Origin of the sequence: Mycoplasma sp. NEAQ87857 (genome assembly GCF_009792315.1) — a bacterium.
Taxonomy (GTDB): domain Bacteria; phylum Bacillota_I; class Bacilli_A; order Mycoplasmatales; family Metamycoplasmataceae; genus Mycoplasmopsis.
The window spans coordinates 33,095-46,980 of sequence record NZ_CP045542.1 but is presented as its reverse complement, the minus strand read 5'-3'; the positions used below and the strand labels follow the sequence as shown (position 1 = coordinate 46,980).

10 protein-coding genes are annotated in these 13,886 nt (G+C 26.2%); 5 read left to right on the top strand and 5 right to left on the bottom strand.

Annotated features, from left to right (window positions below; genetic code table 4):
* Positions 1–9: 9 nt before the first annotated feature.
* Genes GE118_RS00185 through pgmB form a run of 4 tightly spaced genes read left to right on the top strand, consistent with a single transcriptional unit; the run spans position 10 to position 6,714 of the window.
* Positions 10–2,019, top strand: coding sequence for an alpha-amylase family glycosyl hydrolase (locus tag GE118_RS00185; protein WP_158763455.1), 2,010 nt, complete (start codon positions 10–12; stop codon positions 2,017–2,019).
* A gap of 7 nt (positions 2,020–2,026) precedes the next feature.
* The gene (locus GE118_RS00180) at positions 2,027–3,667 is read left to right on the top strand and encodes an alpha-amylase family glycosyl hydrolase (RefSeq protein WP_158763454.1); all 1,641 of its coding nucleotides are present in this window, start codon (positions 2,027–2,029) and stop codon (positions 3,665–3,667) included.
* A 7-nt stretch (positions 3,668–3,674) separates the two neighbouring features.
* On the top strand, positions 3,675–6,044 hold the full coding sequence (locus GE118_RS00175; RefSeq protein ID WP_158763453.1) for a glycosyl hydrolase family 65 protein: 2,370 nt from the start codon (positions 3,675–3,677) through the stop codon (positions 6,042–6,044).
* On the top strand, positions 6,037–6,714 hold the full coding sequence (gene pgmB, locus GE118_RS00170) for a beta-phosphoglucomutase (RefSeq protein ID WP_158763452.1): 678 nt from the start codon (positions 6,037–6,039) through the stop codon (positions 6,712–6,714). The genes GE118_RS00175 and pgmB overlap by 8 nt, the downstream gene beginning before the upstream one ends.
* 117 nt (positions 6,715–6,831) lie before the next feature.
* Here the strand turns inward: pgmB and GE118_RS00165 are convergent, their stop codons facing one another.
* The 5 genes from GE118_RS00165 to rpsF all read right to left on the bottom strand — a co-directional run bounded on the left by GE118_RS00165 (position 6,832) and on the right by rpsF (position 11,769).
* Complete coding sequence (locus tag GE118_RS00165) at positions 6,832–8,496, bottom strand: IS1634 family transposase (protein WP_158763451.1); 1,665 nt, start codon at positions 8,494–8,496, stop codon at positions 6,832–6,834.
* Positions 8,497–9,165: 669 nt separating this feature from the next.
* Positions 9,166–9,933 (bottom strand): hypothetical protein, encoded by a 768-nt coding sequence (locus tag GE118_RS00160; RefSeq protein WP_158763450.1) that lies wholly within the window; start codon positions 9,931–9,933, stop codon positions 9,166–9,168.
* A gap of 511 nt (positions 9,934–10,444) precedes the next feature.
* On the bottom strand, positions 10,445–10,702 hold the full coding sequence (gene rpsR, locus GE118_RS00155; RefSeq protein ID WP_158763449.1) for a 30S ribosomal protein S18: 258 nt from the start codon (positions 10,700–10,702) through the stop codon (positions 10,445–10,447).
* A 36-nt stretch (positions 10,703–10,738) separates the two neighbouring features.
* Entirely contained in the window at positions 10,739–11,347 is a 609-nt protein-coding gene (locus GE118_RS00150; RefSeq protein WP_158763448.1) for a single-stranded DNA-binding protein, read from the bottom strand.
* Positions 11,348–11,367: 20 nt separating this feature from the next.
* Positions 11,368–11,769 carry a 30S ribosomal protein S6 gene (rpsF, locus tag GE118_RS00145; RefSeq protein ID WP_158763447.1) on the bottom strand — a complete coding sequence of 134 codons (402 nt, stop codon included), beginning with the start codon at positions 11,767–11,769 and terminating at the stop codon, positions 11,368–11,370.
* Positions 11,770–12,014: 245 nt separating this feature from the next.
* Here rpsF and topA point away from each other — a divergent pair, with 245 nt between their 5' ends.
* A complete protein-coding gene (topA, locus tag GE118_RS00140) occupies positions 12,015–13,871 on the top strand; it encodes a type I DNA topoisomerase (protein ID WP_158763446.1) in 1,857 nt (618 codons plus the stop codon).
* Positions 13,872–13,886 lie beyond the last annotated feature (15 nt).

Genomic DNA, 13,886 nt, shown 5'->3' with positions numbered 1-13,886 from the left:
TTTTGTACTATGAATTTATATAAAGAAAGTAATGAATTTTTTAAGGATTTTGATAAGAAATACTCATATTCTAAAAACGATTTAGGTGTAATTTTTAAAGATCAAAAAATTCAATTCAAATTATGACAACCATTAGCTTTAAAAGTTGAGTTGTTAATTTTTGATAAAGTAGATCAAAGTAAATTAGTGAAAACATTTCTAATGGAAAAAGATAATAATGTTTGAACTTGTTTAATTGATAGTGATTATGAATCTTATTACTATCAATATCAAATTACTCATCCAAATCACAAAAAAACTATAGCATTAGATCCATATGCTAAAAGTATGGCGATGTTTAATTGAGAAGGTAAAGAAACTAAAGTGGCTAAAGGTGCAATAGTTAATATAAAAAGTGTTAAAGCTGGTAAAAAACCAATGGACTTAGTATCAAATTTAAATACTGGAGTAGATCCATTGATTTATGAGCTTCATATCAGAGATTTTACTTCATTAAGCAATAAGCAACTAGAAAGTAAAAAAGGTACTTTTAATGCTGCTATTGAAAGCGATATATTTGGTTATTTAAATGATTTAGGTGTATCACACTTACAATTATTACCAATTCATTCAACTTACACAGTGAATGAATTTGATACAAATATATACAATAAAGGACAAGGTTCAAAATGAACTACTAATTACAACTGAGGATATGATCCGCATAATTACTTTACTATTAATGGTATTTATAGTTCAAATCCACAAGATCCTTATGCTAGAATTAAAGAATTTAAAGAATTTGTAGATAAAGCACATAAAAATAATATTGCAGTTATTTTAGATGTTGTATATAACCACATGATGACTAATACTATTTTTAATAATATTCTACGTGGTTATTATTATCGTGATAATGCTAAAGTTAAACCTGTAGCAGAAGCTCCATTAGCAGATAATAGAAAAATGGTGCAAAAGTTAATCATTGATTCTTTAACTTATTTCGTTAAAGAATTTAATGTTGATGGGTTTAGATTTGATTTATCTGGTTTTTTAACTAAAAAAACCATCAATCAAATAGCTAAAAAATTAAGAAAAATCAAACCAAATATTACTCTTCATGGTGAAACTTGAAACTTTAGTGACTTAAAACCTAAAGATGCTTATATTAAAGGTTATAAAGGTAATGATATAAGTTTTGGATATTTTAATGATTCAATTCGAAATGCTATTAAAGGAAGCGATCACAGTAGTGATGCTGGTTTAATGGTGAAATATAGTAGCAAATATTTTAAAACTTATGTAAGTTCTATAGTTGGAAATATTAGAGATTATGATTTTGGTGATTTTGCTCACTCAAAAGCTAAATATGATTTATTTGCTAATGATGTCAAAATTAATTTAGCTTATAGTCATTGTCATGATGGAATGACTTTATGAGATAAATTAAATACTTCAAGTAAAAATTTAAGCTTTATTCAACGTTTAGAACGTTATAGACAAGCAATGATGATGTCAGTTTTAACTCAAGGTCGTCAATTAATGCTTGCAGGAACTGAATTATTGCAATCTAAACCAAATGATGTTTCAGGAATGGATGCTCACAGAGCAATTAAATCAAATTATACTGATGTGTTTAACGAAAATGCTGATGATAATAGTTATCAATCTAACTCATATAAAACCACAGACTATGTCAATGGTTTAAAATGAGATCATTTAAACAATGATGATGTTCATAAATACATTTATCAATTTACTAAACAATTAAATCATTATAGACAATCTAATAGTTTATTAAGATTAAATTCTAATGATGAAATTAAACAATGTCTTGAATTTATAACTGTAGATTCTAAACAAGGAATTATTGTCTTTAGATTAAAAAATAAAGATAAAACTATTGAAATTGCTCATAACTTTAGTAATAAAGATTATGAATATGATTTTAATAATAAAACAATTATTTTGCATAGCAAAATAAACTATAACAATAAACTAGAAGCACATAGTTCTATTTTAATGGAACTAAAAAAATAGGAGAAATATGAAAACAGTAAAATTAGAGGATAAAATTTTATATCAAATTTTCCCACGTTCTTTTTATGATGCTAACAATGATGGAGATGGAGATCTTAGAGGGATTATTGAAAAATTACCATATCTAAAAGATTTAGGTATCAATGGAATTTGACTATGTCCTACTTATAAAACAAATTTTGTGGATGCAGGATATGATGTTTTAGATTACAAAAGTGTATGACAACAATTTGGTAGTTTAGAAGATTTTAAAGAAATGACAGCAAAAGCAAGCACTTTAGGAATTGACATTATTATGGACATTGTGCTTAATCACGTTTCAAATGAGCATGACTGATTTGTTAAAGCTTGTGCTAGTGTTGATAATGTTGAACATAATTACTTTATTTGAAAAGATCAACTATCAGAACAAGAAGCTAAAGCTCAAAGTATTTTTGGTGGAAGTGCTTGAGAATATGTTCCAAGCGTTAATAAATACTATTTCCATTTATTTGCTAAAGAGCAAGTTGATTTAAATTGAAAACATCCAGATACCATTAAAGCTATGGTTGAAGTTATTGATTTTTGATATGACTTAGGAGTTAAAGGGTTTAGATTAGATGCGATTAAACACGTAGCTAAAACTTTTGATGAAGTGGAAAATAATCCAATGTTTGCTTGATGTAATGGAGCTGTAGAGTTTCTAAAAGAATTTAATCAATTAGCTTTTAGTAATAAACCTGATGCTTATACTTTAGGTGAAGCTAGTGGTATTACTGCTGATGAATTAATTAAATATGGAACTGGGGAAAATAAAGTTTCAGACAACTACTTTAACTTTAGTTGATGATGAATTGGTTGAGGGAAAGAAACTGGAAGAAATGGATATGATGCTAATTGAGATGTTAAACAATTTGCTTATCAACAAAAACCTTTCCAAGAAAATAAAGCGATCTTACCAAGTATGTTTACCAACTTCTTATCAAATCATGATACTTCAAGAAGTGTATCACGTTGAGGTGATGAAGGATTATTTAGAGAAATGTCTGCTAAAACTCATGCTTTAATGTTAATGACTTTAAAAGGAATTCCATGTATTTACTATGGAGAAGAAATTGGGTTATTAAACACTCATTTTGCTAATCGAAGTGAATTTAGAGATTGTGATATAGCTAATGGATTTAGTGCGTTAGTTGATCAAAATAAAGTATATTCTGAAAGTGAAATGTTATTATACTGCAACATTAACTCTAGAGATGCAGGAAGATCATTAATGCAATGAAACAATGAAGTTAATGCAGGATTTAACTCAGGAGCTACTCCTTGAATTAACCTTGGAAGAAATAGCAATACAATTAATGCTAAAGCTGCTTTAGAAGATAAAGATAGTATTTTCTATTTCTATAAAGAACTAATTCAAATGCGTAAAGAGCAATTCCATGATTTATTAGTTTATGGTGAATCAACCATTGATGTTGATGATCAAAACTTAATCACAATTACAAGAACTAACCAAGATCAAAAATTAGTAGCATATATTAATATGACTAATAAAGAATTAGCAATTAATCCAATTGCAGGACAACAACTATTATCAAGTTACAAGGATAATAAGGAAGTTAAAGCGAAATTACGTCCTTATGAATCAATTCTTGTACTAGCTAACTAGGAGAAAAATGAATTTTTTAAAATATGATACAAAGAATAAATTAGTTACTCAAGTTAAATTTGATCGTAATGTAGTAGCTAAAACCGAAAGTATTTTTTCATTAGGAAATGGATACTTAGGTCTAAGAAGTGCTGATGAAGAAATTACAAGTTACAATAAACCTGATTTTTTTGTTAATGGTATTTTTAACAAAGATAACAAAAATGAAGTTTCAGAATTAGCTAACTTAGCTGATTGTTTATCAACTATTATTACTTTTGACAATCAAGAATTTGAAGTAGATCCAAAAGACCAATATACAAAAACTTTAGATATTAAACAAGGATTATTATCAAGAAAATTAGTAGTTGAGCGTAATAGTAATAAATATGAATTATACTTTGAGCGTTTTGCTTCACAAGAAGATGTAAATGTTTATGCTCAAAAAATTAGAATTAAACTTCTAGAAAGTCAAAATAATCAATCAGAAGTGGTAATTAGAGCAGGAATTAATGCTCAAGTAACTAATAATGGAACTCAACACTTTGCTGAAGGATTAAAATCTAGACCAACAACTGAATCATTACAAATGCAACAAAAAACAACTTTTTCAGAAAAATTTGTTGTGCATAATATGATCACTAAACTTTATAAAAATGGTCATTTAATCAATGGCGGAAATGATGATTACATCATTGATATTAAACGTAGAAAAATCTACTTTAAAATGAAACAAACTCTTAAACCTGGAGATGTTTTAGAGCTTGAAAAATTAATGTCTGTGCATACAAGTGTTGATGATAAAGACATTATTTTAAGTGATAATGTAGTATTAAATTTAGCTAATAAAAAACATTATCAATTAATTGATAGTACTTATGATCAATTGAAAAATAGATCTATTGATGCAATGCAAAGAAAAGTTTGAAAACGCTTTTTTGTAAAAATTCAAGGTGATGAACAAGCGGAATATGATTCATTGGCTTTAGATTTTGGTATTTTCCATTTAAATAACTTCGTTCCAACTCATTCTACTAATATGAACGTAGGAGCTAAGGGGCTTTCAGGAGAAGGATATCAAGGTCATACATACTGAGATACAGAATTCTTTATTAATCCAAACTATTTATTTAATGACCCAAAAGTAGTAAGAAATTTATTAACCTATAGATACAAAGGTTTAGAAGGTGCTAGAGCTAAAGCTCAAGAAGTTAAAGAAAGAAAAGCTGAAAGTCATTTAGAAGGAGCTCAATTCCCTTGAGAAATGGCTTGACCTACTGAAGGTGAAGTATGTCCTTATTGAGGACAAGCTGATGTGGTTACTGGAGTTCAAGTACCTATTGCTTCAAGAAGACAAGAAATTCACGTGTCTGCCGATATTGCTTATGCAATTAATCAGTACTATAAAATTACTAATGATCAAGAATTTATGGACTCAATGGGTTATGAAATGATTTTTGATACAGCGTGATTTTATGCATGTAGAGCTGAAAAACAAGCTAATGGAAGCTATTCTATTTTAGATGTTATGGGACCTAACGAATATAAAGGTAACATTGACAATAATGCTTATATCAATAGATTTGCTAAATTTAATATTGATTTAGCATTAAAATATATGGAAGAATTAGAAGAAGATAATCCAAGATTATTAAAATCAATTTTAACTAAAATTCCTTATCAAATTAGAGTTGATGAACTTCAAAGAGTTTCAGCAAGATTAAAACAACAAAAACCAAATGGTAATTTAATCATTGCCGAAAACGATCAATTCTTAAAATTACCATTAAATGATGTTAAACCTTTCCAAATGTTAGGTGATGCTGGTAAAAAATTATTCTCAACCAAAGAAGGTCATAAAAGATTATGTGGTCAATTAGTTAAACAAGCTGATGTTGTTTTATTATTAAACATTCTTCCACATTTATATGATAGAGAAATTCGTGAAGCTAACTTTGATTACTATGAACCAATTACTACTCATGATTCATCATTATCTCCTGCAACTTACTGTATTGAAGCTGCAAGATTGAAAAAAATCGCTAAAGCTTATGAGTTATTTAAATATGGAATTAATATTGATTTAGGACCAGCAATGCATACTTCTGATGCTGGAATTCATGCAGGAAGTTTAGCTGCTATTTATCAAATGATTGTATTTGGATTTGGTGGATTAGATTGACATGATGATAAGTTATATTTAAATCCAAAACTTCCAGAAAATTGAACTAAATTAACTTATCATTTCTTATATCAAGGTTCAAAATTTGAAGTTGTGGTAGAACCTGAAACATTTAGTATTAAATTAATCAAAGGAACTGAAAAAGAAATCTACATTTTAGATAAAAAAGAAACTGTAGGTGAGTTTCCTAAGAAATTTGGAGTAAAAAATGATTAAAGGATTTGTATTTGATTTAGATGGTGTAATTACTGATACTGCTATTTTACACTTTGAAGCATGACAAGCTAAAGTTAAAGAGCTAGGGATTGATTATTCATTTGAGGAAAATGAAAAACTTAGAGGTTTACCTAGATTAGACACTTTAAAAGCAATCATTAACTTAAAAAATCCATCATTAAAAGTTCAAGAAGAAAAATTAATTGAACTATGTGATGCTAAAAATGTTTTATATAAACAATTATTAGAACAAAAAATTAATAAAGACTCAATTTTACCTAATATAGCTAAATTTTTAGAAGATGCTAAAGCTAAAGGAATTAAATTAGCAATTGCTTCAAGTAGTTATAATGCTCCTTTAATCTTAGAAAAATTAGGATTAAAAGACGCTTTTGATTATATTGTTTATCCTGGAGATGTTAAAAACGGAAAACCTGCACCTGATATTTTTATCCTTGCAGCTCAAGGATTAGGATTATCAACTAATGAATGTGTTGGTTTTGAGGATGCAACTGCAGGAATTGATGGAATTGTTGATGCTAATATGCATTCAGTAGCTATTACTAATGGAAATAATGAAGATTATTCTAAAGCTGATTTAATTTTAAATAGTACTAATGAATTAGATTGTGCTAAAATTCTTACATTTTTTAATAATAAAGATAAATAATATTAAAATACCTAATTTGTAAATTAGGTATTTTTTATTGCTTAAGTAATAACTTAAACTTTTAACAATTTATAACGACTAAACGATTTTTTAGACCTTTGAAACACCATTTAAAGGCTATTGATCGTTTAGTTTTTTTATTAATTTTAGTACGTAATTTTCATCAATATCAAAGCATTCATAAATTCGTTTTTGTTTGCTTGTTAATCTGTATTTTCTTTTAATTTTTCCGTCTTCGTTTACCACAATATATTTAATTAGTTCACCTAAAATTGTTGGTAAAGTTACGTTGGAATCCATACTTCTTAATTCTTCGGTTTTGTGATAAATTGAAGATGAAATTATTGTCGAAATAAATCCAATTAACATCTTTGAGCTAAAGATACTTGAGTTAGTTGAATAGGTTTTGTAAAGGTCACATTGTGACTTTAAAACCTTAAATGTTTTTTCGATATTGTCTCTTCTTTTATAAATTTTTAACACTTCTTCAGGTGTTAAATTTTCATTAGAAACAATTACAAAATAACCAGATTGATCAATCACTTCTTGTAATTTTTCTTTATTTATTCCGATATTTGTAATACGTTTTGTTGTTTCATCAAATTCAATAGTTAAATAATTTTTAGTTTCTAAAAGCATTTGTTCATTAACTTTTTTAACGTTTGAAAACTGTTTCTTTAACACCTTTGCAACGTTTTTAAAATAATTAATTTCTCTTTCTGATTTTGCAGCACTATAAAAAATAAAAGTATTGTATTTTTTATTAATTGCTTTGTAAACAAATTCCTTAGATTTAATTCCATAAACATCAAAATCTTCAATATAGTTAGCTGTGTTTAAATAAACATCTTTCTTAAATTTGTTAATAAGTTCTTTGATAGTTTTGATGTAAGTTTTAGCCATACATACGAATTTATAACCTTTTTTATCTATAAAACTTAGGTTTTCAGCACTATAGTAACCTCTGTCCGCAACAAAACATAGGTCTTTAAAACCTAAATTATTAGCTTTTTCAACCACCATCGAACATTGTGTTTGATCAGTTATTGAACCCGGATAAACATCGTGAAAAAGTGGTAATCCGTAATGTTGATCATTTAAATAAACTACATTAATGATTGGATTATTTTCTTGATCTTTTGCATAACCATATTCTGCAATATCGATATTTGGAGAACTGAAATTGAAGTTTGTACCATCTAAATTTACAAATACTTTCTTAATGTTGTGTAGTAAAGACTGAGCGTGTTTAGCTCATTTTGTATTAAATTCAGCAATGGTTTTATCGTCAATTTCTTTGTTTAAAATGTTAGAAATTGTACCTTGTGAGGGAACTTTATTTAATCCACAATAATTGTTAAATGCTCATTTTTCAAAATGTTGAATTTTTGAATTTTTGTTTTCTAAAAAGTAGTATGCAAGTGCTTTTATAATCTCCGCTCTATCTCCAAAAACTTCTTCAAAAATCTTATCAAGTCCTAGATCTTCAATAATCTTTTCAAATAAAGCATAGTGTCCAAAATTTTGTGAAAAATTAAATTGTTGATTTTCACATTCATCAATTTTTTCTTTGTTTGGAAAGATCTCAAAGTATCTATCATTTGGGATTAATTTCTTTGGATCTTTTGGGTCAAGTTTTCCAATTAAAACCCTTTTATCAAGACTATACTTTTTACCTTTTTGATACTCTGAAGATATTGAAAAATAAACATATTTTTGATTGTTTTTATTTGTTAAAATTCTTGTTCTTGGTGGTAAGTCAACTGATGTATATTTAGCCATTTTTTCTCCTTCGATATAGTAGTTATATTATATAACTATTATATCATAAAAGTAAAGAAAAAATTCACGAAAAATTAACTTTTTTTGACAATTTTTCGTGAATTAAATCAGTTTAACAACTTTAGTTATAATTTGTTAAAAGTTTAAGATCCAAATATGTTTCTTTCATTATCCATATTGAAATAAATATAGAAGCAAAGAACACTATAATTACTGAGATAGAATATAAATATTTCAAATTATATTTTTTACCAAATTTATTCCACATTATTAATATCCACCATATCTTTTTATGAATTTATCACTATAACTTAAGTACTATCTATAAAACATCTTTCATTTTTCTAGTTTTTTATTGCTAAACGTGTCTATTTATATTTTTTGTTTTGTTATCTCATAAAAAGAAATAAAAAATATAACCTATGAAAATATCAATATCATTAGGTGATAATTGGATAAAACCTTCTTCATACAAACAACCTGAACAATATATTTTTATACATTTATTTTGATGTTAAAAGGTCAATAGCAACATTTACTTTCATATCTACTTAAATTATATTATTTTTACCCATTAAATTCCACTCTATGAAAACAATATCGTTTTAATTAAATTCGTTTAATATAGTTTTTATGATACAAATATCTTTTATAAAGACTATATTAATATTATTTTTTATTGTATGAGTTAGCCACTTCTATTGAGACCCTTATACTTTTATCTCTTGATATTTTTGATGATAAAGATAATCAACCAGACATAAATGATATAAAAGGTATCAAAACAAATACTAAATATAAAATTGTTGTAATATGCGTTGTTTCTAGTGCCTTTGGTAAGAGATTAACATATATTACTCCTAAACAAAATGATAATCATATAAAAATAAGACTAAATGAATATTTAAAAGTTCATCATTTTCTTGAATAATTATTTATCACATCAACGAACTCAAAATTCTTATTTTCTAAGATAAATTCATTTGTTTCTTTGGTAAGTAGAGCATTAAAATATTGATATTTTTTATAAGAAATAAAAGTTAGATAACTATAAATGATTATTATAAGTATGCATAATATAAGAAATAAAGATAATATAACTAGATTATGAGTTAAATATGTTGGGTTAATAACAATTAAAATCATCATTATGCATAGTAGCATAGCAATATTAAATCCTAATATAAAAGAATTAGTTGAAACCATTTTTCTTAAAGGGTCCATCATTAAATATAAATATTTTTTTGAAATGGTTGTTTTACTATCTTTATCAAGAAATAAATTAAAAATATATTTTTTATAGTTATTTACTGATAAAACGCAATACAAAGTATAAGTTACAAAGACAACATAAAACATCAATGGTATTATGGGTTTTGTATATCAAGCATCAATTATAAATTTATTTTTATGATATAAATATGCGATAAATAACATTCCATAAACAAATAAACACACTAAAGTTATTAATCTAAAAACAAAATATTGAATTTTTCTATATTTAAGTATTAATTGGTTTATTTTTTGGTTAAGTTTATTATTTAATTTTAGTAATATTAAAACATTTGATCAGCTAGTTAAAATTAATAAAAATATATAAATAATTATAGTTCATCAAAAAGACTCATTTGATGGTATAAAAATCATTAAACATATAGAAGTAATAAGGTTAGAATAAACAAAATAATCGATAGTAAAATATCAATCTTATCCTTAATTATTAATTTCTCTTTAATTTTAAAAAACATCACTTCACCTTTTTAAGTTATTTGGATTATTTATCTACCTATATTAATTATATTATTTTAAATAGGTGTTAATTATATTAATGAAAATACTTCCATATTATATTTGTCAAATATCTCCATTAGTACATTTAATTTAATTAAAAGTATAAAAAAATAGATGTCTTAGACATCTATTATGAAATTAAAAAGTATATTATAAATTATTTATTGATACGTGCACGAACGATTGAGTAAGGCATAAAAGCAACAAATCTTGCTCTTTTGATTGCATTAGAAACTTTTCTTTGGTGTTTTGCACATGTACCTGTTGAAGCTTTAGCTTTAATTTGTCCTGTTGGAGTAACATATTTTTTAAGTAAATCTACATTTTTGTAATCTACATATGTCATTCTTTCATCACAAAATTCACATGATTTTCTTCTACCTTGAAAAGGTTTTTTACGTTTTAAGTTAGCCATTTAAATCTCCTTTATTATAATGAGTAATCTCATTGATTATGCTTCAGTTTTGAAAATATCTTCTCCATCACCAAAAATATCTGCAAAATCTTGCTCTATTTTATTTTCGGGTGCTGGGTTAGTAAATTCTTGAGTTGAAACATTTGTTTGATTATTAGAATGTTCAGGAATATTAACTGTTTGAGTTTCAACAAATGTTGATGAACTAAAATCATTAACTGGCTGACTAGCGGTATTGTTGTATGGATAATTATCTATTTTTTTGAAGCTATTTACATTAGTAAAATTAGCATCATTTATTGGATTATTTTCCATTCTACTTGCAACAATTTGTTTAGATTCTAAAATTCTAATTGTATCAGCGTTTACATTAATTGTATTAACTGGAGTATTATTTTTAGAAGTATAACTATTTGAACGTAGTGAACCTTGAACTAATAATAAAGTTCCTTTAGGAACACTTCTTGCTATAAATTCAGCAGTTGAACTTCAACAAACAACTTCAATAAAATCAGTAATTTCATTTCCGTTATTTGAATTTCGATTAATCGCTAAAGAAAATCTTGTATATGCGATTCCGCTTGAAGTATGATTTAGTCTAATGTTTGAGGTTGTTCTACCAATTAAAGTAACATTATTTAACATATATTCCTTCTTTCTAAATATTATTCTTTTGTAGAAGTTTCTGGTTTTCTACTTTTAACTACACGTTTTCTAGGTCTATCATTGTTTTGTGAGAAATCTCTAGAAGCTTTTTTGTGTCTTCTTGCTTTTTTAGGTTCTGCTCCTAAACCTTTTTCTGTATCTAAATTAATAACTAAGTTTCTTCAAATTTCTTTAATAATATTAGCTTTACGTGTAAATTCAGCAATATTTTCACCTTCAGTTTCAACTAATGCTAAAACATATTGAGCGTGTTTTGATTTATTGATTTCGTATGCTAATTCATTTCTTTCAAGTTTTTCAACTTTTTTAACACCTTCAGCAAATACTTCGCTAAGTAAGTTTTCAACTACTTTAACATCTGCTTTAGGATCTACGATTGTCATAATTTCGTATTTAAACATTTTTTCTCCTTATGGTCTAATATCTGGGTTATAAACATAACCAAGGAGTATAGCACTAATATACTCAATTGTTATTATATATAAATAAACGATAAATTATTTTAAAAAAATTCTTTTTTGAATAAAAAATTGTGATATATAAAACAATAATAATTGATATGAAATTAATCTAAATATCAATATTCTTTTTATTAATAAAAAACTTTTTTAATTCTTTTTTTAAAAAATAAAGGTATATTTATCATATGAAAAACTTAGTAATAGTCGAGTCACCTAATAAGGTGTCTACAATACAAAAGTATTTAGGTAATGATTATCAAGTCATAGCTAGTGTTGGACATATTTTAAAATTAAAAACTTCTGGAACCTTTGGTTTAGGTATCGATATGGAAAAATGAGAACCTGAATATCAATTAGATTCATCAAAGCGTAATATTGCTTCAGAAATTAAAAAAGCACTTAAAAAATCTGATTTTGTATATATTGCAACTGACCCGGATCGTGAAGGTGAAGCAATTGGTAGCCACATTGTTAATTACTTTAAAATTAAAGATAATTATGCAAGAATTAAATATAACGAAATTACCAAAGATGCAATTTTAAAATCGATTGAAAAAGCTACAACTTTAGATGAAGCATTAATTGATGCTCAAAAAGCACGTAGAATGCTTGATCGTATCATTGGATTTAGATTAAGCTACTTAATGAGAGGTAAATTAAAAAATACACCAGGTACTCCAAGTGCTGGTAGAGTTCAATCAATAGCTTTAAAATTAGTAGTAGATAAAGAAAATGAAATTCGTAAGTTTATTCCTGAAAAATATTTCAAATTAAATGCTAAATTAGTTAATAATGAAGTTCTAGCTTATTATTTTGATGAAAACAATTCTGCAGATCGTAGAAACTGAATTCTTGAAAACCAAATTGAAGTATTAAAATCTCATTTCCAAACGACTAAAAAAGAACTTAAAGTAGTTGATGTTGAAGTTAAAAGTCGTAAAGTTTCAGCAGTTAGTCCTTTTAAACAAGCTGTTTTATACCGTAGAAGCTCATTAAACTCTCAAGCAACTCAATTTGCTGCTCAAAAGTTATATGAAGGTTATGGAGATGGTGGGTTAATTAGTTATCCAAGAACCGATTCTACTCGTTTAAGTCAAACCTTTATTGATTCTGCTCATCAATACATTTTAAATAAATGAGGACAAGAGTATATTGCTGATGATATTAAAGGATTTAGTGGAGATCAAGATGCCCATGAAGCTATTAGACCTACAGATGTTGCTTTAACACCTGAATTAGCTAAAGCACAATATCCAGATATGACCAATAATGAATTTAAAGTTTATAAATTAATTTACGAAAACACACTGCAAGCTTTAATTAAACAACCAATTAGACAAAATACAACTTATACTTATTTATCTGATCAATATAAATTCAAAAATAATTATTCAAAAATTATTTTTGATGGTTATTATGTAATTACAGGTAAAGAAGAAGAAGTTCCTGATCCAAATTACCAATTAAACCAAATAGTAGATGTTGAAAGTTTTAACTTTGAACAACATGAAACTAAACCACCAGCTAGATATAGTGATGGTGCATTAATTGAAGCATTAGATAATATTAAAGTTGGTAGACCAAGTACCTTTGCTACTACAGTTAAAATCATTAAAGAGCGTAATTATGTTCAAAGACAAGCAGGTAAATTAGTACCTACAGAATTTGGTGAAATAGTGATCCAAAACCTTATTAGAGCTTTTCCGGATATTATTAATGAAGTTTATACCGCTGAAGTTGAAAAACAATTAGATGATATTTCTGAGAGTCAAATTAATAAAAATGATGTTATGTCTAGTTTTTGAACTAAATTCACCGAAGAGTTTGAACATGCAAGTGAAAAAATTGAACCATTTACTTTTGCATTAACTCAATTACCAACTCCTTGTCCTGAAGACCAAGGTATTTTAGTAATTAGAACTAACAAAAAAGGTCAACAATTTGTCGCTTGCAAAAACTTCCCTAAATGTAAATTCACTCGAAGCATTGAAGCTAGTGATAATTTAGAGCAAAACACTGATGATCAAGATGAAGATCAATAAAAAAATATCCAATTC